Source organism: Salmonella sp. A29-2 (assembly GCF_020150755.1).
Lineage (GTDB): Bacteria > Pseudomonadota > Gammaproteobacteria > Enterobacterales > Enterobacteriaceae > Salmonella > Salmonella enterica.
In genome coordinates this window covers 3,852,052-3,876,512 of sequence record NZ_CP083731.1, presented here as the reverse complement: position 1 = coordinate 3,876,512, position 24,461 = coordinate 3,852,052, and the positions used below count along the sequence as shown (strand labels likewise).

The following is a 24,461-nucleotide window of genomic DNA, read 5'->3' as shown; positions in this document are numbered from 1 at the left end:
TCCGAATTAAAGAGCGTGATATCTGTATTTAACACCGCCGATATAAATACGTTTCCTTCATGATTTCTGGAGATGCAATGAAGATAATTACTTGCTACAAATGCGTACCTGATGAGCAGGATATTGCGATTAATAATGCTGACGGAACACTCGATTTCAGCAAAGCGGATAGCAAAATCAGCCAATATGATCTGAATGCAATTGAAGCTGCTTGCCAGTTAAAACAGCAGTTGGGAGACGTTCAGGTTGTCGCCATGAGCGTTGGCGGCAAAGCGCTGACTAATGCAAAAGGGCGCAAAGATGTCCTCTCTCGTGGCCCTGATGAACTGATTGTGGTCATTGACGATCAATTTGAGCAGGCGCTGCCGCAACAAACTGCCAGCGCGCTGGCCGCCGCGGCGCAAAAATCAGGTTTCGATCTACTTATCTGCGGCGACGGTTCTTCCGATCTTTATGCTCAGCAGGTTGGTTTGCTGGTGGGCGAAGCGCTGAACATTCCGGCGATTAACGGCGTGAGTAAAATCCTCTCTCTTACCGACAGCACATTGACAGTAGAACGCGAACTGGAAGATGAAGTTGAAACGCTGAGCATCCCGCTCCCGGCGGTGATCGCGGTTTCCACCGACATTAACACCCCACAAATCCCTTCGATGAAAGCCATTCTTGGCGCGGCGAAAAAACCGGTTCAGGTCTGGTCGCCTGCGGATATCGGGCTGAACAGCGTACCCGCGTATTCCGCACAACAGGTTGCCGCACCGAAGCAGCGCGAGCGTCAGCGTGTGGTGATTGAAGGTGACGGTGAAGAACAAATCGCCGCGTTTGTCGAGAATCTGCGCAAAATCATTTAATTATCAGGGGATGTTATGAACAAATTTTCCAGTGTCTGGGTATTCAGCGATACCCCTTCTCGTCTGCCCGAACTGATGAGTGGCGCGCAGGCTGTAGGTGAAAAAGTTAACGCGTTCGTACTGAACGAAGCGGACAGCGCGACAGCATGCCATTTGGGCGCGGATCATGTCTGGCTGCTCAGCGGCAAACCAGAAGACCGCATGATCGAAGACTACGCTGCTGCGATGGCTGAGACTATTCGTCAGCATAGCGAAGGCGGCGCGGTGCTGCTGCCGAATACGCGTCGGGGCAAGCTGTTGGCGGCAAAGCTGGGCTATCGCTTGTCGGCTGCGGTTTCCAACGACGCCAGCGACGTCTCCCTGCAGGATGGAAAAGCGGCGGTTAAACATATGGTCTACGGCGGTCTGGCGATAGGGGCAGAAACCATCGCTTCGCCGTTTGTCGTGATCACACTCAGCAGCGGAACGTTTGACGCACAACAACCGGACACTTCTCGCAGCGGCGAGATGCACACCGTGCAGTGGCAGGCTCCGGCCACTGCCGTGACCCGCACCGCAACCCAGGCGCGTCAGAGCAACAGCGTTGACCTCGACAAAGCGCGTCTGGTGGTCAGCGTGGGACGCGGCATCGGCAGCAAAGAGAATATCTCGCTGGCCGAAGCGCTGTGCCAGACCATCGGCGCCGAGCTGGCCTGTTCCCGCCCGGTGGCGGAAAACGAGAAGTGGATGGAGCACGAGCGCTACGTCGGTATCTCCAACCTGATGCTCAAACCTGAACTGTATCTGGCAGTGGGGATCTCCGGGCAGATCCAACACATGGTTGGTGCCAACGGCGCGCAGACGATTTTCGCCATCAACAAAGATAAAAACGCGCCAATCTTCCAGTATGCGGATTTTGGCATCGTTGGCGATGCGCTGAAGATCCTGCCTGCGCTGACGGCTGCCTTAGCGCGATAAACCATTTCGGGCAGGATGCGAAGGTATCCTGCCGCTGACAGGAGTACGTATGTCCGAAGATATCTTTGATGCCATTATCGTGGGTGCAGGTCTGGCCGGTTCGGTTGCGGCGCTGGTGCTTGCTCGCGAAGGTGCACAGGTGCTGGTTATCGAGCGCGGCAATTCTGCTGGCGCGAAGAATGTCACCGGTGGGCGTTTGTATGCACATAGCCTGGAACGCATCATTCCCGGCTTTGCGGATCAGGCCCCCATTGAACGCATGATCACCCACGAAAAACTCGCCTTTATGACCGACAACGGGGCGATGACTATCGACTACTGCAATGGTGAAGATGCTTCAGCGTCGCAGGTTTCCTATTCCGTCTTACGCAGTAAATTTGACGCCTGGCTGATGGAGCAGGCCGAAGAGGCGGGGGCGCAACTGATCACCGGTATTCGCGTCGATAACGTTGTTCAGCGTGATGGCAAAGTCGTGGGCGTGGAAGCCGATGGCGATATTCTGGAAGCCAAAGTCGTGATCCTCGCTGATGGGGTGAATTCTCTGCTGGCTGAAAAGCTGGGCATGGCCAAGCGTGTTGAGGCATCGCATGTTGCTGTCGGCGTGAAGGAACTGATCGAATTGCCGAAGTCGGTCATTGAAGATCGTTTTCAGCTACAGGGCAACGAAGGTGCCGCCTGTCTGTTTGCCGGAGCGCCGACCGATGGTCTGATGGGCGGTGGCTTCCTGTATACGAATGAAACAACCCTTTCCCTGGGGCTGGTCTGTGGACTTCATCATCTGAAAGACGCGAAAAAATCGGTCCCGCAAATGCTGGAAGATTTCAAACAGCATCCGGCCGTTGCGCCGCTGATCGCCGGTGGCAAGCTGGTGGAATATGCCGCGCACGTTGTACCCGAGGCGGGAATGAATATGCAGCCTGAACTGGTGGGCGATGGCGTACTGATTGCCGGGGATGCTGCCGGCATGTGTATGAACCTCGGCTTTACCATCCGGGGTATGGATCTCGCCATATCCGCAGGCGAAGCGGCGGCGAAGACGGTGCTTTCGGCGATGAAGCGCGACGATTTTAGCAAGCAGTCGCTGGGGGAATACCGTCAGCATCTGGACGAAGGTCCGATGCGCGATATGCGTATGTATCAGAAACTGCCAGCTTTTCTTGATAATCCCCGCATGTTTACCGCCTATCCCGAAATGGCGGTCAATATCGCGCGCGACCTGTTCACCGTGGATGGCTCCGCTCCGGTGCCCATGCGTAAAAAAATCCTGCGCCATGCGAAGAAAGTGGGCTTCATCAACCTGATGAAAGATGGCCTGAAAGGAGTGACCGTATTATGACATCTCCCGTTAATGTGGACGTCAAACTGGGCGTCAATAAGTTCAATGTGGATGAAGATAGCCCGCACATCATTCTCAAAACCGATCCTGATAAACAGGCGCTGGAGGTGCTGATTAAGGCCTGTCCGGCGGGACTGTATAAAAAGCAGGACGACGGTAGCGTTCGTTTTGATTACGCCGGGTGCCTGGAGTGCGGAACGTGCCGGATCCTCGGCCTTGATACGGCGCTGGAGAAATGGGAATACCCACGCGGGACGTTTGGCGTGGAGTTCCGCGACGGCTAATAAGTACGAAGTTGTGCCCCCGTTGGCCGGATAAGATGCGGTAGCGTCGCCATCCGGCAATCATGTGGCGCCAATGCCGGATGGCGGCGGAAACGCCTTATCCGGCCTACAGATGACGCTTTGCCCGTGTTGAAACAGGACATCACCATGCCGCAGCCCAGGAACTTTGACGACCTTAAATTCTCCTCCATCCATCGCAGAATTATGCTGTGGGGAAGCGGCGGCCCGTTCCTTGATGGCTACGTGCTGGTGATCATTGGCGTGGCGCTGGAACAACTGACGCCGCTATTGCACCTTGATGCTGAATGGATTGGCGCGCTCGGTGCGGCTACGCTTGCCGGACTGTTTATCGGCACCTCGTTGTTTGGCTATATTTGCGATAAAGTCGGGCGGCGTAAAATGTTCCTGCTTGATATTATCGCTATCGGCGTTATCTCCGTGGCGACCATGTTTGTTTCCACGCCGCTTGAATTGCTGGTGATGCGCGTTTTAATTGGCATTGTTATCGGCGCGGATTACCCTATCGCCACTTCCATGATTACGGAGTTTTCCAACACCCGCCAGCGCGCGTTCTCCATCGGTTTTATCGCCGCGATGTGGTACGTCGGCGCGACCTGCGCCAACCTGGTGGGTTACTGGCTGTATGACATGGAAGGCGGCTGGCGCTGGATGCTTGGCAGCGCCTTTATCCCGTGCTTAATCATTTTGATTGGCCGCTTTGACCTGCCGGAATCGCCACGCTGGCTATTGCGAAAAGGACGGGTAAAAGAGTGCGAACAAATGATGATCAAACTGTTCGGCGAACCGGTCTGCTTTGACGATGAGCCGCCGCAGGAGACCCGCTTCCTGCAGCTGTTTAATCGCCGTCATTTCCCGTTTGTACTGTTCGTTGCGGCTATCTGGACCTGTCAGGTAATCCCGATGTTCGCTATCTATACCTTTGGGCCGCAGATCGTCGGGTTACTCGGCTGGGAGCAGGGGCGCAACGCGGCGCTCGGCAATGTGGTGATTAGCCTCTTTTTTATGCTGGGCTGTATACCGGCGATGTTCTGGCTAAACAGTATTGGCCGTCGCCCTCTGCTTATTGGCAGCTTCGCCATGATGACTATCGCGCTGGCGCTGCTGGGGCTGGTGTCAAATCTGGGCATCATACTGGTCGTGGTGGCGTTTGCGGTATACGCCTTCTTTTCCGGCGGGCCGGGCATACTGCAATGGCTTTATCCTAATGAACTCTTCCCGACGGATATTCGCGCTTCGGCCGTGGGGGTCATCATGTCATTAAGCCGCATCGGAACCATTGTCTCCACCTGGGCATTACCGATTTTCATTACTCGTTACGGTATTAATAACGTCATGCTGATTGGCGCGTTGATTTCGTTAGTCGGGCTTGGCGTATCGGTGATGTTTGCCCCGGAAACTCGCGGCTTGACGCTAACACAGACCGGAAACATGACTTTGCGCGGAACGCCATCGGATAACCCTCGTTAAGAGTGTTCTGCATTTCTCCCTGCTTTTCGCCAATAACGCTACAGTTAACAGTCACATGCTAAAACAACTGAAAAGCAGGGAGAACACCATGCAAAAACGTCTTATGACCGCACTGTTTACCGCAGCAACACTATTCACCGTCGCAGGATGCTCTTCTAACCAGGCGGTTGAAACCACGGATGGCAAAACTATTGTCACCGACGGGAAACCCGAGGTCGATAACGATACCGGTATGGTGTCTTACAAAAACGCCGCCACCGGGAAAACCGAACAGATTAATCGCGATCAGCTGAAAAATATGAGCGAGCTGGATAATTAATTCAATTTTTTCTGGTTAGCCGCGCAATAATATTCTCTCTTTATGCGCATCCATTTATTCCCATGCGAATAAACGGATGCCTGAACAGGCAGGGACGCCGGAAAACGTCGAAATACGTTAGACCATTCGCCCGTGTTCCCGCTTTCCCCACCGCGCTGTCCGCTTACATGAGGTTACACTCATCGACATTTCTCTGAACAGCGGCTCAACATTTCCCGGAAAAAAACATATCGCAGGGCATTTATCCTTATGATTAGGTATAAATGATGAGGTATAAGGAACAGGAGTCTGTAATGAAACTGAAACTAATACCTTTTTATTTTCTCGCGCTATTTTCTGCCGCCTCCGGGGCTACGGAGATAAACGCCTGCAAAGACCTGATCGGAACATGGAAAACCACGGCAGATAACCCGCCTTATACCATGACAATATTGCCGCCAGTAGAAGGCTGCGGGGAAAAGTGTGTGAAACTGAACGTACGGTATGAACTTGACGTGACTCACCGCAACGCGCTTTATTGCCATGAAGGACAAGAGGGGGTAAAAGGGCAGGGACCCATGGTGATAGCATTTGAAGGGGCGTATGGTGGACACGCTATTGGAACCTATAACCGACAGCTGCAATTACTTTGGGCTGGCGTAATACCGAAAAATAAAAAGGGGAAATGGATAACGAAAATGGAAAATTACTGGTTCAGGCAGGTAAAAGTGCACTAAATATTACCTTAAAACAGCCCGCAAAACCGTCTTATTTACGAAGGGCTTACTGCCTGCGCGCGCACATTCCAACGGCTTGCCTGCCCCGGATGAACTGTTGATAAAAAAGAGGGCCAGCATCTGTTTCCAGACGGCCCTGAGTGGATTGTGACGGAACATGGCACCTTGCTGGCGCTCTCTTATTATTTCATGCCAGTGCCCTCGTTATGGCGCAATCAGAGCTTTATTTCGTCGCATCGTTATAAACTTCGGCAACGGCTTCAAAATTCGGACCATGCTCACGTGCAGCGATAATATGATAATATTTTCCGCCTTTCGCATCGGCTAATGCTGACAGTTTTTCGCGTAGATCAGAGGGTGAGGAAATCTGCCCGCCACTCTGGGATACATTTATGGTGCCGACCTTAACCAGTTTGAAGTGGCTGATTTCTTGCTTAGAGACCTGCTCTGCCGCAAGCGTGCTGAATGAAGCAACCGTTGCCAGTAATGCGGCGGCAATAATGCGTTTTTTCATGGTTCTGTTACTGTTGCATTGATGATAAGGTTTGCGCAATATCAGTAATCCGTAACGAAATTATTTATACCCTTCATACTTCAGGTTGCTTATGGGTTGGCTACGGATTACTCGGCCCACCTATGGGCCTCGCCCTGACGGGCCGTCGCACGCGACGTTCAAATCTGCTCCCGGCAGATTTGTCGCTCACCTCAGTCACATAATTATCTATGCTCCTGGGGACTCACTCCCTTGCCGCCTTTAAGCAACTCGAATTATTTTGGGTATATAACCTCGGTTGATTATCTGAAAATAGACTTATTTGGTGTAACCGTCTTATATCTTGTTATAGTCACCTCTTTATGTTGTTGTCAATGTAAAATAATGCGCTGCCAGTTAAAAAGAAACTTAACCCCCTGTAAATAATAGTTTTTATATTATTTCTTGTAATGACGTAAGTTTTATTGAATCACGCGGTAATACGCTAGTTTTATTCATAAGCAACATAACAGAATTGAGTTATGTTTTAATTTCACAGAGTGATATTACCGGTTGTATGTCTATGGTTGCGCGGCCTGTTACTGATAGTGTTTCTTTCGGGGCGATTTTATTGTAGCGGCATAGGGTAATCACCGTAGCTGAAGGGAAAAGGCACGAACACAGCGCTATAGAGTATGTTTAATAATGTATTTTTTTATGAAGTAATGTCTGCAGTTGTATCTCTAAAATAAAAACAATGAGCTTTTCATCTAAATAATTTTTCAGTGAATTATGCTCATTTATTAATATATTTCTAATTTGAAATACAAATCAATTTATAACACATATTCTTACCCGGAAGGCATTGATATATATCCACGCTTCCTCGTACAGTAATAAATGAATATGTGATAAAGTTACTGACTACAGGTATAATAATATGAGTAATAAAAAAAATCTGTCCGCAGAAGAGACGGATCTTACGCGTAGGAAACTGTTAACCAGCGCCGGTATTCTTGCCGCCGGCGGTATGCTATCCGGCGCGGTAAAGGCTGATGAAAAATGCGCCGTCAAGGCGAAACCGGCGTGGGATAAACCGTTTACCGGCGAAATCCCGGAAAAATTGCCAGAAGGATATAATATTCTGTTAGTCGTGACCGACCAGGAGCGTTTTTTTCCTACGTTTCCTTTCCCGGTACCCGGCAGAGAGCGGCTCATGAAAACGGGGGTGACATTCTGTAATCATCAGAATACCAGTAATGTCTGTACGCCTTCCCGCTCCGTATTGTATACCGGCTTACATATGCCCCAGACAAAAATGTTTGATAATCTGGGCTTACCCTGGATGCCTTATGACCTTGACCCCGCTCTTGGAACCACAGGCCATATGATGCGGGAACTGGGATACTATACGGCCTATAAAGGTAAGTGGCATCTTACAGAAAAACTGGAGAAGCCTTTGCCTGACGAAAAAGATGAGGATATTGATGTCGGGGATATTCCTGAACCAGAATTACATAAAATTATGGAAAAATATGGTTTTGCTGACTATCACGGCATCGGCGATATTATAGGCCATAGTAAAGGCGGCTATTTTTATGATTCAACCACCACGGCTCAGACTATAAATTGGTTAAGATGCAAGGGGCAGCCCTTGAATGACCAACACAAGCCCTGGTTCCTGGCCGTTAACCTCGTTAATCCTCATGACGTCATGTTTATTGATACCGATAAAGAGGGAGAAAAGGTACAGTGGCGTGGCGAGTTGGATCAGGATGATAATACCCTGGCGCCCACGCAGCCGCCGGAAAACGAGCTTTATCAGGCAAGCTGGCCGAACTATCCGCTGCCGGCAAACAGGCATCAATCATTCAATGAGCAGGGAAGACCGCCGGCGCATCTTGAATACCAGACGGCGCGCGCTGCGCTGGAAGGGCAGTTTCCTGATGAAGATCGTCGTTGGCGTAAACTGCTTGACTACTATTTCAACTGTATCCGCGATTGTGATACTCACCTTGACCGGATATTAAATGAACTGGATGCCCTCAAGTTAACTGATAAAACGATTGTTGTATTTACTGCCGATCATGGCGAATTAGGCGGAAGCCATCAGATGCACGGTAAAGGCGCTTCCGTTTATAAAGAACAGATCCATGTACCGATGATTATTTCCCACCCGGCGTACCCCGGTAATAAGAAATGTCAGGCGTTGACCTGTCATCTTGATATCGCGCCGACATTAGTTGGACTGACCGGTTTGCCGGAAGAAAAACAGCACCAGGCGTTAGGCAACCGCAAAGGCGTTAATTTTAGCGGATTGCTAAAAAACCCGGAGGGCGTTGCGGTTAATGCGGTGAGAAATGCCAGCTTATATTGCTATGGCATGATCTTGTATACCGATGCCCATTATCTCCACCGCGTTATCGCGCTACAAAGAGATAAACAAAAAACGGTGGCGCAAATCAAGCAGGAAATATCCCATCTGCATCCTGATTTTAGCCATCGTTCAGGGACGCGGATGATTAACGATGGTCGTTATAAGTTTGCACGCTATTTCTCACTAAGGGAGCATAATACGCCGGAAACCTGGGAGGATCTTATTAAGTACAACGATCTTGAACTTTACGATCTTAAAAATGATCCCGATGAGAACCATAACCTTGCTGCTGATAAACAGAAATATCAGGATCTCATTCTTACGATGAATGAGAAACTGAATAAAATTATCAAGGACGAAATTGGCGTGGATGACGGCAGTTTTATGCCGGATGCGGCCCGTGAGCCGTGGGATCTTACTATTGAGCAGTTTAACCGCATGGCGAAAGATTAAGAGCCTGGCCCATTAGGCTATTTTATTCGCCATTTGGGGGCCGGGCAGTGCTCAAAATCCTCACGTACTACGTGTACGCTCCGGTTTCTGCGCGCTGGTCGGCCCCAAACTGGCTTCAACAATTACGCCTGGTGGGCCAGGCTCTAAGTACCTGACCCATTAGGTTAATTTATGCGTCGGCGATCTGGCATCCAGCGTGTCTGGAGGTTCAGATGCTGTTGGCGCTGCGCTTATTGGGCCTGTGTCATCATGTAATGGATTGATATTACAGTCATTACAGGCAAATTTAGCGCAGCGCCGCCCGACAAGAAGGCCTTAAACCGATTGGTCAGCAATTTAAGGCTGCCATCATCACCAACCTTTCCACACCGGATCGCGCTTTTCCGCAAACGCCTGCGGCCCTTCGAGAGCGTCTTCCGGGGGCAGGATGGCGTCAACTCCTGGCTGGCGTTAATTCAATTTTTTCTGGTTAGCCGCTCAATAATATTCACTATTAGCCTGGCGAATTTGTCACTACACTTTGTAATAAAAAACAGATCATCACAGGCTAATCATGATCCTCATTATTTATGCGCATCCGTATCCGCATCATTCTCATGCGAATAAGCGGATGCTTGAACAGGCAGGGACGCTGGAAAACGTCGAAATACGTTCGCTTTATCACCTCTATCCCGATTTCAATATTGACGTTGCCGCCGAGCAGGAGGCGCTGTCGCGCGCGAGTCTTATCGTCTGGCAGCATCCGATGCAGTGGTACAGCGTCCCTCCTTTACTCAAATTATGGATGGATAAAGTCCTCACCCACGGCTGGGCTTACGGTCATGGCGGTACGGCATTGCATGGTAAACATCTGCTGTGGGCGGTAACGACCGGCGGTGGTGAAAACCACTTTGCTATCGGCTCCCATCCCGGATTTGACGTCCTTTCTCAGCCGCTACAGGCGACGGCGCTCTATTGTGGCCTCAAATGGCTGCCGCCGTTTGCCATGCACTGCACGTTCATTTGCGATGACGACACCTTACAGGCGCAGGCGCGTCAGTATAAACAGCGTTTACTGGCATGGCAGGAGGTGAATCATGGATAGCCATACTCTACTGCAGGCGCTGATCTATCTTGGTTCGGCGGCGCTGATTGTGCCGATTGCGGTACGTTTGGGCTTAGGATCGGTGCTGGGGTATCTGATTGCGGGTTGCATTATCGGCCCCTGGGGGCTACGGCTGGTAACGGACGCCGAATCTATTCTGCATTTTGCGGAAATCGGCGTCGTGCTGATGTTGTTTGTTATTGGGCTTGAGCTGGACCCGCAACGGTTATGGAAGCTGCGCGCCTCGGTATTTGGCGGCGGCGCGTTACAAATGGTGGTCTGCGGCGGACTGATTGGTCTGTTCTGCATGTTTCTTGGCCTGCGTTGGCAGGTGGCGGAACTGATTGGCATGACGCTGGCGCTTTCGTCCACGGCTATCGCCATGCAGGCAATGAATGAGCGTAACCTGACCGTTTCACAAGTAGGACGTAGCGCATTCGCAGTGCTCTTGTTCCAGGATATCGCGGCGATCCCGCTGGTGGCGATGATTCCGCTGCTGGCCGCCAGCGGCGCATCCACCACGCTTGGCGCGTTTGCGCTATCGGCGTTGAAAGTCGCAGGCGCGTTGGCGCTGGTGGTGTTGCTGGGACGCTACGTTACGCGCCCGGCGCTGCGCTTTGTCGCGCGTTCTGGTTTGCGGGAGGTGTTCAGCGCCGTGGCGCTATTTCTGGTGTTTGGTTTCGGCCTGTTGCTGGAAGAGGTTGGGCTGTCAATGGCGATGGGCGCGTTCCTGGCGGGCGTTCTGCTGGCGAGTTCAGAATATCGTCATGCGCTGGAAAGCGATATTGAACCCTTTAAGGGGTTGCTGCTGGGGCTGTTCTTTATTGGCGTCGGCATGTCGATTGATTTCGGCACGCTGGTGGAGAATCCGCTGCGCATTCTGCTGTTGTTGGCCGGTTTTCTGGCAATCAAAATCGTCATGCTGTGGCTGGTCGCGAGGCCCCTGGGCGTACCGGCAAAACAGCGTCGCTGGTTTGCCGTCTTATTAGGCCAGGGAAGTGAGTTTGCGTTTGTGGTTTTTGGCGCGGCGCAAATGGCGGATGTACTTGAGCCGGAATGGGCAAAAGCGCTGACGCTGGCGGTCGCGCTGTCGATGGCGGCAACGCCGATTTTTCTGGTGCTGCTGACGCGCATGGAGAAGACCGCGACGGGGGAAGCGCGCGAGGCGGATGAAATCGACGAAGAGCAACCGCGGGTTATTGTGGCCGGGTTTGGACGATTTGGTCAGATAGCCGGGCGTTTGCTGCTGTCGAGCGGGGTGAAGATGGTGGTGCTCGATCACGACCCCGATCATATCGAAACGCTGCGTAAATTCGGCATGAAGGTTTTTTATGGCGACGCGACGCGTATGGATTTACTGGAATCTGCCGGAGCGGCGAAGGCGGAGGTATTGATTAACGCCATTGACGATCCGCAAACCAATTTGCAACTGAGTGAGTTGGTGAAGACGCATTTCCCGCATCTGCAGATTATCGCCCGCGCCCGTGATGTCGATCATTACATTCGCCTGCGCCAGGCTGGTGTGGCGATGCCAGAACGTGAAACCTTCGAAGGCGCGCTCAAAAGCGGGAGACAGGCGCTGGAAGCGCTGGGGCTGGGGCGTTATGAAGCTCGCGAGCGCGCGGATCTGTTCCGCCATTTTAATACCCGGATGGTGGAAGAGATGGCGAAAGGGGAAAACGATCCGTTATCTCGCGCCGCCGCCTATAAACGTACCAGCGCGATGTTGAGCGAAATTATTACCGAGGACCGGGAGCATCTGTCGTTGATTCAGCGCCACGGCTGGCAGGGAACGGCTGAGGGCAAACATTCCGGGGAGGCCGCTGATGAACCCGAGGTCAAACCGTCAATCTAAAGTAAAAAATGTGATGTTCTGCAAACTTTACTGCTAATTGGCTGTTTTTGAACTACTGTAATGCTGGCGCTCCACATCAAATGAGTGGCGTCGCCAGCAGAACGAAAAATTTTCGTGCTCATCCTCTTTTCGTCAGTCGACGAAAGATTGCGCTTTACGTATAGTGGCGGCAATTTTTTTTGTATCAGGAAATAATTAATGATCAGTCTGATTGCGGCGTTAGCGGTGGATCGCGTCATCGGTATGGAAAACGCCATGCCGTGGAACCTGCCTGCCGATCTCGCCTGGTTTAAACGTAACACGTTAAATAAACCTGTCGTCATGGGACGTCACACCTGGGAGTCCATCGGACGCCCCTTACCGGGACGTAAAAATATTGTTATCAGCAGCCAGCCGGGCACCGACGATCGCGTGCAGTGGGTGAAGTCTGTCGATGAGGCGATTGCCGCTTGCGGCGATGCGCCGGAAATTATGGTCATTGGCGGCGGGCGCGTGTACGAGCAGTTCCTGCCAAAGGCGCAGAAGCTTTATCTGACGCATATTGATGCGGAAGTCGAAGGCGATACCCATTTTCCGGATTATGAACCGGATGACTGGGAATCGGTATTCAGTGAGTTTCACGATGCCGATGCGCAGAATTCTCACAGCTATTGTTTCGAGATTCTGGAGCGTCGTTAACGCTGTAGTGCCGGATGGCGGCGAAACGCCTTATCCGGCCTACTCTTGAGCCAGATGTAGGCCTGATAAGCGTAGCGCCATCAGGCATAAACCTATCAGGCGTTGACCGCTTCGCCTTCGCCCATATCCATCTGGCGGTTTGACGGCTGCACAAAATACTGTTTATCTTCCCAGCGTAAACAGGTCAACTCCCCGCCCCAGCAGCAGCCGGTATCCAGCGCGTAAATACCTTCCGGCGTCCCTTTCCCTTCCAGCGACGCCCAGTGCCCGAACGCAATACTGTAAGCCTCGCTCACCGGCCCCGGAATGGCGAACCACGGCTTCAGCGGCGCAGGGGCATTTTCCGGCGACGCTTTACTGTACATATCCAGTTGACCGTTAGGAAAGCAGTAACGCATACGGGTAAAAGCATTAGTAATAAAGCGTAGCCGCGCCAGACCGCTTAACTCCGGCGACCAGTTATTTGGCATATCGCCATACATCGCGTCGAGGAAAAACGGGTACGAGTCGCTCGACAGCACCGCTTCAACATCGCGGGCGCACTCTTTTGCCGTCTGCAAATCCCACTGCGGGGTAATACCCGCATGCGCCATGACCAGCTTTTTCTCTTCATCTACCTGCAACAGCGGCTGACGGCGTAACCAATTCAACAGCTCATCGGCGTCCGGCGCTTCAAGAAGCGGGGTCAGCCGGTCTTTAGGTTTGTTGCGGCTAATCCCGGCGAATACGGCCAACAGGTGTAAATCGTGATTCCCCAGCACCAAACGCACGCTATTGCCAAGTGATTTGACGTAGCGTAACACGTCCAGCGAACCGGGACCGCGGGCGACCAAATCGCCAGTCAGCCATAGAGTGTCTGTATCTGGCGTAAATTCCACTTGCTGTAATAAGGCGATCAGTTCGTCGTAGCAACCGTGAACGTCGCCGATGAGATAAGTTGCCATTGTTATAATTTTAGTGAATGAGTGTAGGGACGGCGAGTCGAAACACGGGAATGTCGATGGTAAAGGTGTCGCCATTTTCATCGATCATTTCGTAATGACCCTGCATGGTGCCCAGCGGCGTTTCAATTACCGCGCCGCTGGTGTACTGATACTCTTCGCCAGGCGCAATGCGCGGCTGGACGCCAACCACACCTTCGCCCTGGACTTCAGTTTCACGGCCATGACCATTGGTAATCAGCCAGTAGCGGCCCAATAGCTGCACTGGCGCCCGGCCCAGATTGCGGATGGTTACGGTATAGGCAAAAACGTAACGTTCATCGTCAGGTGAGGATTGCGCCTCAATGTAGACGCTTTGCACCTGAATACACACTCTGGGCGAATTGATCATGTTTAACTCTCCTTCAAAGGCGCGTTTTCCGACAGATAGTTGGCCATCTGGCAGTACTGCGCGACAGAGATATTTTCCGCGCGCATTGCCGGGTCAATACCCATTTCCGTCAACGTCTCAACGCTAAAAAGGTTGCCGAGACTGTTACGGATCGTTTTACGGCGCTGGTTAAAGGCCTCGGTGGTAATACGGCTCAACACGCGAATATCTTTAACCGGGTAAGGCATTGTTGCGTGTGGAACCAGACGCACCACGGCGGAGTCCACTTTGGGCGGCGGCGTGAAGGCGGATGGCGGCACTTCAAGCACCGGGATCACCTGACAGTAATATTGCGCCATCACGCTTAAACGACCATACGCTTTGCTGTTCGGCCCTGCAACCAGACGATTTACCACTTCTTTTTGCAACATAAAGTGCATGTCGGCAATGGCATCAGTATAGCTAAAGAGATGGAACATCAGCGGGGTGGAGATATTATAGGGCAGATTGCCGAACACACGCAGCGGTTGGCCCAACTGCGCAGACAGTTCGCCAAAGTTCATGGTCATGGCGTCCTGCTGATAAATAGTCAGCTTCGGCCCTAAAAACGGATGGGTTTGCAAACGCGCCGCCAGATCGCGGTCAAGTTCAATGACCGTGAGCTTATCCAGTCGTTCGCCGACCGGCTCCGTCAGCGCCGCCAGACCGGGGCCGATTTCAACCATCGCCTGGCCTTTTTGCGGATTAATAGCAGAAACAATACTGTCGATCACAAACCGATCGTTGAGAAAGTTTTGCCCGAAGCGTTTACGGGCTAAATGGCCCTGATGGACTCGATTATTCATTGGGTATTAACAATCATTTTGATGGCGAGATTAAGCGCCGTAATAAAACTGCCGACATCCGCTTTTCCACGACCTGCCAGTTCAAGCGCGGTGCCGTGGTCAACGGAGGTTCGAATAAAAGGTAGGCCGAGCGTAATATTCACTCCCCGACCGAATCCCTGGTATTTTAGCACGGGCAGGCCCTGATCGTGGTACATCGCCAGCACCGCGTCGGCATTATCGAGATATTTGGGCTGAAACAGGGTATCAGCAGGTAGCGGCCCGTTGAGTTTCATTCCCTGCGCCCGCAGCTCGTCGAGCACCGGAATGATGGTGTCTATCTCTTCCGTGCCCATATGACCGCCTTCGCCCGCGTGCGGATTCAGGCCACAGACAAGAATGCGCGGTTCGGCAATACCAAATTTGGTCCGCAAATCGTGATGCAAAATAGCAATCACTTCGTGCAAAAGCGCAGGGGTGATGGCGTCTGCAATCGCCCGTAGCGGCAGATGCGTGGTCGCCAGCGCCACGCGAAGTTCTTCGGTTGCCAGCATCATCACGACTTTTTTCGCCTGCGAACGCTCTTCGAAAAACTCGGTATGACCGGTAAACGGAATGCCTGCGTCGTTAATAACGCCTTTGTGCACGGGGCCTGTGATCAGCGCGGCAAATTCACCGTTCAGACAGCCATCACACGCTCGCGCCAGCGTCTCTACCACGTAGGGGCCATTTTCTACCGTCAACTGACCGGGGATGGCAGGCGCGCGCAGCGAGACCGGCAATAGGGTCAGCGTTCCCGCGGGCTGCGGCGCAGCGGGGACATCAGGCGAGTAAGGGAGAAGCGAGAGGGGCAGGCCGAGCATGGCGGCCCGCTCCGTCAGGAGCGCGCCGTCCGCACAGACGACCAGTTCAATCGGCCACGCGCGTTGCGCCAGTTGGACGACAAGATCGGGGCCAATCCCGGCGGGTTCGCCGGGAGTGATAACAACGCGTTGCGCACTGCTCATTAGTTACTCAAAATCTTAACGTAAGCGCTGGCGCGCTGTTCTTGCATCCAGGTCGCCGCTTCTTCTGAGAACTTACGGTTCATCAGCATACGATAAGCGCGATCTTTCTGCGCCGCATCGGTTTTGTCTACCTTACGCGTATCCAGCAATTCGATCAGATGCCAGCCGAAAGAGGAGTGTACCGGCGCGCTTATTTGGCCTTTATGCAGCTTCGTCAGCGCGTCGCGGAACGCCGGATCGAAAATATCTGGCGTAGCCCAACCCAAATCACCGCCCTGGTTAGCGGAGCCTGGGTCCTGAGAGTACTCTTTCGCCGCAGCGGCAAATGTGGTTTTACCACTCTTAATGTCAGCCGCGATTTCTTCCAGCTTCAGGCGCGCCTGCTGATCGTTCATGATCGGCGACGGCTTAAGCAGAATGTGACGAGCGTGAACTTCGGTCACGGAGATACTCTGGCTCTGACCGCGCAGGTCGTTTACTTTCAGAATGTGGAAACCGACGCCGGAGCGAATCGGGCCGACAATGTCGCCTTTCTTCGCGGTGCTCAGCGCCTGGGCGAAAATCCCCGGCAGCTCCTGGATACGGCCCCAGCCCATCTGACCACCTTTTAGCGCCTGCTGGTCGGCAGAGTAGGTAATCGCCAGTTTGCCGAAATCTGCGCCGTTACGCGCTTCTTCAACAATGCTTTCCGCCTGGCGCTGCGCGTCGTTAACCTGCTCGGAGGTTGGGTTTTCCGGCAGAGCAATCAGGATATGGCTCAGGTTCAGCTCGGTGCTGGCGTCGTTTTGGGTGCCAATCTGTTTTGCCAGCGCGTCAACTTCTTGCGGCAAAACGGTGATACGGCGACGAACCTCGTTGTTGCGCACTTCAGAGATAATCATCTCTTTACGAATCTGGTTACGGTAGGTTGAATAGTTCAGCCCATCGTAAGCCAGACGGCTGCGCATCTGATCCATCGTCATATTGTTTTGTTTGGCGATGTTGGCGATGGCCTGATCCAACTGCTCATCCGTGATCTTCACCCCCATCTTCTGACCCATCTGCAGGATAATTTGATCCATAATCAAACGTTCCAGGATCTGGTGACGCAGCGTGGCGTCGTCCGGAAGCTGCTGACCTGCCTGACCCGCGTTGAGTTTGACTGATTGCATTAAGCCATCAACGTCGCTTTCCAGCACGACGCCATTATTGACGACGGCTGCGACTTTATCGACTACCTGGGGGGCAGCGAAACTGGTATTCGCGATCATGGCGATACCGAGAAGCAGCGTTTTCCAGTTCTTCATACTTTTTCCATTTCAATTAACCGCAATGCGGATTACGTTGTAAATCAATCAGATTACATAGAGCTTTGGTACGGCAGAATGTTCGAACGCAACATTTCTTGCGTGCCGAGGCCGTAGTTAGAGCTCAAACCGCGCAGCTCAATGTTGAAGCCAATCGCGTTATCATAAATCGCGTGTTGTTTATCGTTATCCCAACCGTTCAGCTTACGTTCGTATCCGACGCGGATCGCATAGCAGCAAGAGTTGTACTGCAAGCCGAGCATCTGGTCTGCAGGTTTGCTCGAATTGGTATCGAAGTAGTACGCGCCGACAATCGACCAGCGATCGGCAATCGGCCAACTTGCCACCGCGCCCACCTGGTTGATGCCGTTTTTATACTGCTCTGCCGTGGAATAATACGAAGGCAACGTAGCCTGAATATATTCCGGGCTGGCATAGCGGTAGTTCAACTGTACCAGACGATCCTGATCCCGACGGTATTCGAGGCTGCTGCTGCTGGTAGCGACGCTATCCAGACGGGTATCGTACTGCACTCCGCTACGCAGCCCCCAGCGTTCTGAAATACGCCAGTAAGTGTCGCCTGCCCAAACTAGCGAACCGGTTTTGTCGTCATTCTCCCATTTAATGTTGTCATCGCCGGTGCGAGACTCCGTGAAATAGTAGATTTGACCAACAGAAACGTTAAAACGTTCAACGGCGGCATCATCATAAATGCGTGTTGTGACGCCTGTCGTGACCTGGTTGGCGGAAGCAATACGGTCGAGACCGCCATAAGTGCGGTCGCGGAACAGGCCGTTATAGTCGGATTGCAGCAAAGAAGAATCGTAGTTATAGATGCCGCTCTGGTCGCGGTACGGCACATACAGGTACTGCACGCGTGGTTCCAGCGTCTGGGTATACCCCGGCGCCAGCATCGCCATATCGCGTTCGAAGATGAGCTTACCGTCGACTTTAAACTGCGGCATGACGCGGTTAACCGAATCTTCCAGCTTATTTTTATTGTTTGGATCGCTGTTATAGCTGTCCAGATTCGTTTGCTGATAGTGCGTCGCCATCAGCTTCGCTTCGGTGTTCAGGCTGCCCCAGCGGTTGGAGAGCGGCAAATTAATGGTTGGCTCCAGGTGGACGCGGGTCGCTTCCGGCATATTGTCTTTGGTGTTAACAAAGTGCACCGCCTGGCCGTAAATCCGGGTATCAAACGGCCCGAGATCGTTATGGTAGTAGTTAACGTCTAACTGCGGCTCCGCAGAGTAGCTGCTGGTGTTCTGATCGTTAAAGACTTGGAATTGTTTGGTCGACACCGTAGCGTCAAAGTTCTGTACGGCGTAGCCGACGCTGAATTTCTGCGTTGCGTAGCCGTCGGTACTGGAACCGTACTTACTGTCGAAATCGTTAAAGTAGCTGGAGTCGCTGACTTTGGTGTAATCGACGTTAAAACGCCACACCTGATCCATCACGCCTGAGTGCTGCCAGTAGAATAACCAGCGGTGCTTATCGCCCTCTTTGGGATGTTCGTCCTCGTAGACTTTATCAGAAGGCAGATAATCTAATTCCATCAACCCGGCGCCTGCCTGCGTGAGATAACGGAATTCGTTCTCCCACATAATATTGCCGCGGCGGTGCATATAGTGCGGGGTGATGGTGGCGTCCATATTGGGCGCGATGTTCCAGTAATACGGTAAGTAGAACTCGAAATAGTTCTTGGTCGTGTATTTCGCGTTCGGGATCAGGAAACCTGAGCGACGTTTGTCACCGACGGGTAGCTGTAAATAGGGGCTATAAAAGATCGGAACCGGACCTACTTTAAACCGGGCGTTCCAGATCTCCGCAACCTGTTCTTCACGGTCATGGATGACTTCACTCCCCACCACGCTCCAGGTATCGGAGCCAGGCAGACAGGAGGTAAAGCTGCCGTTTTCCAGAATGGTATAGCGGTTTTCGCCGCGCTGCTTCATGAGATCGGCTTTACCGCGCCCCTGACGGCCCACCATCTGGTAATCGCCTTCCCAGACGTTCGTGTCTTTGGTGTTCAGGTTCGCCCAGCCCTTCGGCCCTTTAAGGATGACCTGATTGTCATCATAATGCACATTACCCAGCGCATCGACGGTGCGTACAGGTTCCGGCTGACCTTCCGCCTGCTTCTGATGAAGCTGCACTTCATCCGCTTGCAGGCGGCTATTCCCCTGCATAATGTCCACGTTGCCGGTAAAAACGGCATCGTCCGGGTAGTTACCTTTAGCGTTATCGGCATTGATAGTAACCGGCAGATCGTTGGTATCGCCTTTTACCAGAGGACGATCGTAGCTCGGCACGCCCAACATACACTGTGAGGCGAGATCGGCTGCCAGCCCCTGATGACTATAAAGGGCGCTGGCGATCATGGTGGCCAGAAGAGTGGGAATACGTTTTTTCATACGTTGTATTTATTGTTCCATCATCGGTAGCGTTGCGCGTGACAAACGGTCACAGCCTAACTTACTCATCTTCGCTGCGCCAGTGTTAATCCTGCCGTTTAGCGTCTGTGGTGTTAGGCACGGCATTGAATGACAGGTATGATAATGCAAATTATAGGCGATGTCCCACAATTGACCGTAGCCTTCATTCGCAGAAAAGCACCTTATTTTGTGGGAGATAGCCTCACCGATAGCGTAACGTTTTGGGGAGTCTATGCAGTACTGGGGAAAGATAATTGGCGTCGCCGTAGCCCTGATGATGGGCGGCGGCTTTTGGGGCGTGGTCCTGGGTCTGCTGGTGGGCCATATGTTCGACAAAGCCCGCAGCCGAAAAATGGCGTGGTTTGCCAACCAGCGGGAACGGCAGGCGCTGTTTTTTGCCACCACCTTTGAGGTGATGGGCCACTTAACCAAATCAAAAGGACGGGTGACGGAAGCGGATATTCATATCGCCAGTCAGTTGATGGATCGTATGAATTTACACGGCGATTCACGTACAGCCGCGCAGAACGCCTTTCGGGTCGGAAAAGCGGATAATTACCCATTACGTGAAAAGATGCGGCAGTTTCGTAGCGTCTGCTTCGGGCGTTTTGATCTGATCCGGATGTTTCTGGAAATTCAGATCCAGGCGGCGTTTGCCGATGGCTCGCTACACCCTAATGAGCGGGAAGTGCTGTATGTGATTGCGGAAGAGCTAGGTATTTCCCGCGTACAGTTCGATCAGTTTCTGCGCATGATGCAGGGCGGCGCGCAGTTTGGCGGCGGTTATCATCAACAGTCCGGCGGCGGCTGGCAGCAGGCGCAGCGCGGCCCGACGCTGGAAGATGCCTGTAATGTGCTGGGGGTTAAAACCACCGACGATGCAACCACCATTAAACGCGCTTATCGCAAACTGATGAGCGAGCATCATCCTGATAAGCTGGTGGCCAAAGGGTTGCCGCCGGAAATGATGGAGATGGCGAAGCAAAAAGCGCAGGAAATTCAGAAAGCGTATGAGCTAATCAAAGAACAGAAAGGCTTCAAGTGATTGAATTGCCGGATGCGGCTAGCGCCTTATCCGGCCTACGTTAATGAATGTAGGCCGGGCAAGCGAAGCGCTCCGGCATAAATTGGCTCAGAATTTAAAAATCTGCCGGGACTTTAAACGTCATGCTGTTACCGTAAGCGGGGTGGGTAATGGTCAGCATTTCGGCGTGTAACTGCAAACGCGGCGCCAGCGACAACGCTTCCGGCGAGGCGTAAAACCGATCGCCTAAAATCGGGTGGCCTAACGCCAGCATATGCACACGAAGCTGATGCGAACGCCCGGTGATCGGTTTGAGCACCACGCGGGCGGTATTATCCGCCGCAAACTCCACCACGTTATATTCCGTTTGCGCCGGTTTGCCGGTTTCATAACACACTTTCTGCTTTGGCCGGTTCGGCCAGTCGCAGATGAGTGGTAAGTCAACCAGCCCTTCCGCCGGGGAGGGGTGACCCCATACGCGCGCCACATACTGCTTTTTCGGCTCACGTTCGCGGAACTGGCGTTTTAGCTCCCGCTCCGCGGCTTTGGTCAGCGCCACTACAATCACGCCGCTGGTAGCCATATCCAGACGATGCACCGACTCTGCCTGCGGGTAGTCGCGCTGGATACGCGTCATAATGCTGTCTTTGTGCGCTTCCAGACGCCCCGGCACGGACAACAGGCCGCTGGGCTTATTGACCACCATAATGTGCTCATCCTGATACAGGATAACCAGCCAGGGTTCCTGCGGCGGATTGTAGTTTTCCATCCCCATGTACGGCTCCGTTATTGGTGCGTGACGACGATAAGACGCAGCGCGTCCAGACGCCAGCCTGCCTGATTCAGGCTTTCCAGTACCTGCTGACGGTTACTGTCGATAGCGGCAAGTTCGTCGTCGCGAATGTTCGGGTTGACGGCGCGCAGCGCTTCCAGACGCGACAGTTCCCCGGACAGTTTTTCATCCGCCTCGCGACGCGCGTTATCAATCAGCGCTCTGGCGGACTTTTCAATCTGCGTCTCGCCCAGTTGCAAAATGGCGTGGACGTCCTGTTGCACGGCGTTAACCAGTTTGCTGCCGGTGTGGCGATTCACGGCGCTGAGCTGACGGTTGAAGGTTTCAAACTCGACCTGGGCGGCCAGATTGTTGCCGTTTTTATCTAACAGCATACGTACCGGCGTCGGCGGCAGGAAGCGGTTCAGTTGTAGCTGTTTCGGCGCCTGCGCTTCCACGACGTAAACCAGTTCGACCAGCAGCGTGCCGACGGGCAGCGCTTTATTTTTCAACAGCGAAATGGTGCTGCTGCCGGTATCGCCGGAGAGGATCAGATCCAGCCCGTTACGGATGAGCGGATGTTCCCAGGTAATAAACTGCGCATCTTCGCGAGACAGGGCTACGTCACGTTCAAACGTGATAGTACAGCCGTCTTCCGGCAGGCCGGGGAAATCCGGCACCAACATGTGGTCGGACGGCGTCAGCACGATCAGGTTGTCGCCGCGATCGTCCTGGTTAATGCCGACGATATCGAACAGGTTCATGGCGAACGCGATCAGGTTGGTGTCGTCGTCCTGTTCTTCAATGCTTTGTGCGAGCTGTTGGGCTTTTTCTCCGCCGTTGGAGTGGATCTCCAGCAGGCGGTCGCGGCCCTGTTCTAACTGGGCTTTTAGCGCTTCATGTTGCTCGCGGCAGGATTTGATCAGATCGTCAAACCCGTCGGTTTCTTCAGGCGCGGCCAGATAGTTAATCAGACTGGCGTAGGCTGAATCATAAATCGCGCGACCGGTCGGGCAGGTGTGCTCAAAGGCGTCCAGCCCTTCGTGATACCAGCGAACCAGCACCGACTGGGCGGTTTTTTCCAGGTACGGGACGTGGATCTGGATATCATGCGCCTGGCCGATGCGATCCAGACGACCAATACGCTGTTCCAGCAGATCCGGGTTAAACGGCAAGTCGAACATCACCAGATTGCTGGCAAACTGGAAGTTACGTCCTTCGGAGCCGATTTCGGAACATAACAGCACCTGCGCGCCGGTATCTTCTTCGGCGAACCAGGCGGCGGCGCGGTCGCGTTCGATAATCGACATGCCCTCATGGAACACGGCGGCGCGGATGCCTTCGCGTTCGCGCAGCACCTGCTCCAGCTGTAACGCGGTGGTCGCTTTGGCGCAGATCACCAGCACTTTTTGCGAACGATGGCTGGTCAGATAGCCCATCAGCCACTCAACGCGTGGGTCGAAGTTCCACCAGGTGCCGGTATCGCCTTCGAACTCCTGATAAATTTGTTCCGGATAGAGCATATCGCGGGCGCGATCTTCCGCGCTTTTACGCGCGCCCATAATGCCGGAGACCTTAATGGCGGTCTGATACTGGGTCGGCAGCGGCAGTTTTACCGTATGCAGTTCACGTTTCGGGAACCCCTTGACGCCGTTACGGGTGTTGCGGAACAGAACGCGGCTGGTGCCGTGGCGATCCATCAGCATCGACACCAGCTCATCACGGGCGGCCTGCGCGTCGTCGCGATCGCTATTAGCGGCCTGCAACAGCGGTTCAATATCCTGTTCGCCGATCAGATCGCCCAGCCTGTTCAGTTCGTCGTTGCTGAGTTTATTGCCCGCCAGCAGCATGGCCACCGCATCGGCGACAGGGCGGTAGTTTTTCTGTTCTTCGACAAATTGTTCGAAATCGTGGAAACGGTTCGGATCGAGCAGGCGCAGACGGGCGAAATGGCTTTCCATCCCCAGCTGTTCTGGCGTGGCGGTCAGCAGTAGCACGCCCGGTACGCGTTCAGCTAACTGTTCGATGGCCATATATTCACGGCTCGGCGCATCGGTGCTCCACACCAGATGATGTGCTTCGTCGACCACCAGCAAATCCCACTCGGCGTCGCACAAATGTTCCAGACGCTGCTTATTGCGGCGGGCGAAATCCAGCGAGCAGATCACCAGTTGTTCGGTTTCAAACGGGTTATACGCGTCGTGTTGCGCTTCGGTATAGCGTTCGTCATCGAACAGCGCGAAGCGCAGGTTGAAACGGCGCAGCATTTCTACCAGCCACTGGTGTTGCAGGGTTTCCGGCACGATGATCAATACGCGTTCCGCCGCGCCGGATAATAACTGTTGATGCAGAATCATCCCGGCTTCAATGGTTTTACCTAAGCCCACTTCATCCGCCAGCAGTACGCGCGGCGCGTGGCGACGACCCACATCATGAGCGATATTAAGCTGATGCGGGATCAGATTGGTCCGCTGACCGCGCAGGCCGCTGTATGGCATCCGGTACTGCTCGCTCTGAAATTTACGGGCGCGATAGCGCAGCGCGAACCGATCCATTCGATCGATTTGACCGGCGAACAGACGATCCTGGGGCTTACTGAAAACCAACTTGCTGTCGAGCAGAACTTCGCGCAACGTCACATTGGTCTCTTCGGTATCCAGGCGGGTGCCGACATAAACAAGCAGGCCATTTTCTTCTTTTACTTCATCGATATGTAGCTGCCAGCCTTCATGGCTTGTAATCGTATCGCCAGGGTTGAACATGACGCGGGTCACGGGAGAATCACTGCGCGCATACAGGCGGTTTTCCCCCGTGGACGGGAAAAGTAAGGTGACGGTTCGCGCATCCATCGCAACAACGGTTCCAAGTCCCAGCTCGCTTTCTGTATCGCTGATCCAGCGTTGACCAAGTGTAAAAGGCATATGTGTTCGGCTCT

At 53.2% G+C, this 24,461-nt stretch carries 21 protein-coding genes and 1 pseudogene; 12 read left to right on the top strand and 10 right to left on the bottom strand.

Features of this window, described 5'->3' with window-relative positions:
* The first annotated feature begins 77 nt into the window (after nucleotides 1-77).
* From K8W53_RS18840 to K8W53_RS18810, 7 genes are all read left to right on the top strand, one after another.
* Entirely contained in the window at nucleotides 78-848 is a 771-nt protein-coding gene (locus K8W53_RS18840) for an electron transfer flavoprotein FixA (RefSeq protein ID WP_000692197.1), read from the top strand.
* Between the two features lie 15 nt (nucleotides 849-863).
* Entirely contained in the window at nucleotides 864-1,805 is a 942-nt protein-coding gene (locus K8W53_RS18835) for an electron transfer flavoprotein subunit alpha/FixB family protein (protein ID WP_023224444.1), read from the top strand.
* A gap of 49 nt (nucleotides 1,806-1,854) precedes the next feature.
* Nucleotides 1,855-3,141, top strand: a complete 1,287-nt coding sequence (locus K8W53_RS18830) for an FAD-dependent oxidoreductase (RefSeq protein ID WP_001287773.1) — start codon at nucleotides 1,855-1,857, stop codon at nucleotides 3,139-3,141.
* Nucleotides 3,138-3,425, top strand: coding sequence for a ferredoxin-like protein FixX (gene fixX / locus K8W53_RS18825; RefSeq protein WP_023224443.1), 288 nt, complete (start codon nucleotides 3,138-3,140; stop codon nucleotides 3,423-3,425). Before K8W53_RS18830 ends, fixX begins: the two co-directional genes overlap by 4 nt.
* 147 nt (nucleotides 3,426-3,572) lie before the next feature.
* Nucleotides 3,573-4,913, top strand: a complete 1,341-nt coding sequence (locus K8W53_RS18820; RefSeq protein ID WP_001136169.1) for an MFS transporter — start codon at nucleotides 3,573-3,575, stop codon at nucleotides 4,911-4,913.
* Nucleotides 4,914-5,001: 88 nt separating this feature from the next.
* Nucleotides 5,002-5,232 (top strand): YgdI/YgdR family lipoprotein, encoded by a 231-nt coding sequence (locus K8W53_RS18815; RefSeq protein ID WP_001172089.1) that lies wholly within the window; start codon nucleotides 5,002-5,004, stop codon nucleotides 5,230-5,232.
* 299 nt (nucleotides 5,233-5,531) lie between these two features.
* On the top strand, nucleotides 5,532-5,948 hold the full coding sequence (locus K8W53_RS18810) for a hypothetical protein (RefSeq protein ID WP_161397165.1): 417 nt from the start codon (nucleotides 5,532-5,534) through the stop codon (nucleotides 5,946-5,948).
* Between the two features lie 223 nt (nucleotides 5,949-6,171).
* On the opposite strand, the gene srfN is transcribed toward K8W53_RS18810, so the two are convergent.
* Nucleotides 6,172-6,462 (bottom strand): DUF1471 family virulence protein SrfN, encoded by a 291-nt coding sequence (gene srfN / locus K8W53_RS18805; RefSeq protein ID WP_000745957.1) that lies wholly within the window; start codon nucleotides 6,460-6,462, stop codon nucleotides 6,172-6,174.
* A gap of 898 nt (nucleotides 6,463-7,360) precedes the next feature.
* Here srfN and K8W53_RS18800 point away from each other — a divergent pair.
* Nucleotides 7,361-9,250, top strand: coding sequence for a sulfatase-like hydrolase/transferase (locus K8W53_RS18800; RefSeq protein ID WP_000066316.1), 1,890 nt, complete (start codon nucleotides 7,361-7,363; stop codon nucleotides 9,248-9,250).
* Between the two features lie 351 nt (nucleotides 9,251-9,601).
* Here the strand turns inward: K8W53_RS18800 and K8W53_RS24050 are convergent.
* A pseudogene (locus K8W53_RS24050) lies at nucleotides 9,602-9,682 on the bottom strand (hypothetical protein); the annotation flags it as partial.
* Nucleotides 9,683-9,803: 121 nt separating this feature from the next.
* On the opposite strand from K8W53_RS24050, the gene kefF reads away from it, so the two are divergent.
* The 3 genes from kefF to folA all read left to right on the top strand — a co-directional run bounded on the left by kefF (nucleotide 9,804) and on the right by folA (nucleotide 12,867).
* Nucleotides 9,804-10,334, top strand: a complete 531-nt coding sequence (gene kefF, locus K8W53_RS18795) for a glutathione-regulated potassium-efflux system oxidoreductase KefF (protein WP_000600706.1) — start codon at nucleotides 9,804-9,806, stop codon at nucleotides 10,332-10,334.
* A complete protein-coding gene (gene kefC / locus K8W53_RS18790; RefSeq protein ID WP_023203001.1) occupies nucleotides 10,327-12,189 on the top strand; it encodes a glutathione-regulated potassium-efflux system protein KefC in 1,863 nt (620 codons plus the stop codon). Before kefF ends, kefC begins: the two co-directional genes overlap by 8 nt.
* A 198-nt stretch (nucleotides 12,190-12,387) precedes the next feature.
* A complete protein-coding gene (gene folA / locus K8W53_RS18785; protein ID WP_000624379.1) occupies nucleotides 12,388-12,867 on the top strand; it encodes a type 3 dihydrofolate reductase in 480 nt (159 codons plus the stop codon).
* Nucleotides 12,868-12,962: 95 nt separating this feature from the next.
* Here folA and apaH read toward each other — a convergent pair whose 3' ends face one another.
* Genes apaH through lptD form a run of 6 tightly spaced genes read right to left on the bottom strand, consistent with a single transcriptional unit; the run spans nucleotide 12,963 to nucleotide 19,709 of the window.
* On the bottom strand, nucleotides 12,963-13,811 hold the full coding sequence (gene apaH / locus K8W53_RS18780) for a bis(5'-nucleosyl)-tetraphosphatase (symmetrical) ApaH (protein ID WP_000257211.1): 849 nt from the start codon (nucleotides 13,809-13,811) through the stop codon (nucleotides 12,963-12,965).
* 10 nt (nucleotides 13,812-13,821) lie between these two features.
* A complete protein-coding gene (apaG, locus tag K8W53_RS18775; protein ID WP_023224441.1) occupies nucleotides 13,822-14,199 on the bottom strand; it encodes a Co2+/Mg2+ efflux protein ApaG in 378 nt (125 codons plus the stop codon).
* 2 nt (nucleotides 14,200-14,201) lie between these two features.
* Nucleotides 14,202-15,023: a 16S rRNA (adenine(1518)-N(6)/adenine(1519)-N(6))-dimethyltransferase RsmA gene (gene rsmA / locus K8W53_RS18770; RefSeq protein WP_001065397.1), complete on the bottom strand. Its 822-nt coding sequence runs from the start codon at nucleotides 15,021-15,023 to the stop codon at nucleotides 14,202-14,204.
* Entirely contained in the window at nucleotides 15,020-16,009 is a 990-nt protein-coding gene (pdxA, locus tag K8W53_RS18765) for a 4-hydroxythreonine-4-phosphate dehydrogenase PdxA (RefSeq protein ID WP_000093001.1), read from the bottom strand. Before pdxA ends, rsmA begins: the two co-directional genes overlap by 4 nt.
* Nucleotides 16,009-17,295 carry a peptidylprolyl isomerase SurA gene (gene surA / locus K8W53_RS18760; protein WP_000800482.1) on the bottom strand — a complete coding sequence of 429 codons (1,287 nt, stop codon included), beginning with the start codon at nucleotides 17,293-17,295 and terminating at the stop codon, nucleotides 16,009-16,011. Before surA ends, pdxA begins: the two co-directional genes overlap by 1 nt.
* A 53-nt stretch (nucleotides 17,296-17,348) precedes the next feature.
* The gene (gene lptD / locus K8W53_RS18755; protein WP_000746119.1) at nucleotides 17,349-19,709 is read right to left on the bottom strand and encodes an LPS assembly protein LptD; all 2,361 of its coding nucleotides are present in this window, start codon (nucleotides 19,707-19,709) and stop codon (nucleotides 17,349-17,351) included.
* Between the two features lie 253 nt (nucleotides 19,710-19,962).
* Between lptD and djlA the strand changes: the two genes are divergently transcribed.
* On the top strand, nucleotides 19,963-20,775 hold the full coding sequence (djlA, locus tag K8W53_RS18750) for a co-chaperone DjlA (protein WP_001200595.1): 813 nt from the start codon (nucleotides 19,963-19,965) through the stop codon (nucleotides 20,773-20,775).
* 94 nt (nucleotides 20,776-20,869) lie between these two features.
* On the opposite strand, the gene rluA is transcribed toward djlA, so the two are convergent.
* Both rluA and rapA read right to left on the bottom strand, forming a co-directional pair.
* Nucleotides 20,870-21,529, bottom strand: coding sequence for a bifunctional tRNA pseudouridine(32) synthase/23S rRNA pseudouridine(746) synthase RluA (gene rluA, locus K8W53_RS18745; protein WP_000525196.1), 660 nt, complete (start codon nucleotides 21,527-21,529; stop codon nucleotides 20,870-20,872).
* An 11-nt stretch (nucleotides 21,530-21,540) separates the two neighbouring features.
* Nucleotides 21,541-24,447 carry an RNA polymerase-associated protein RapA gene (rapA, locus tag K8W53_RS18740; protein ID WP_001116966.1) on the bottom strand — a complete coding sequence of 969 codons (2,907 nt, stop codon included), beginning with the start codon at nucleotides 24,445-24,447 and terminating at the stop codon, nucleotides 21,541-21,543.
* Between the last annotated feature and the right edge of the window lie 14 nt (nucleotides 24,448-24,461).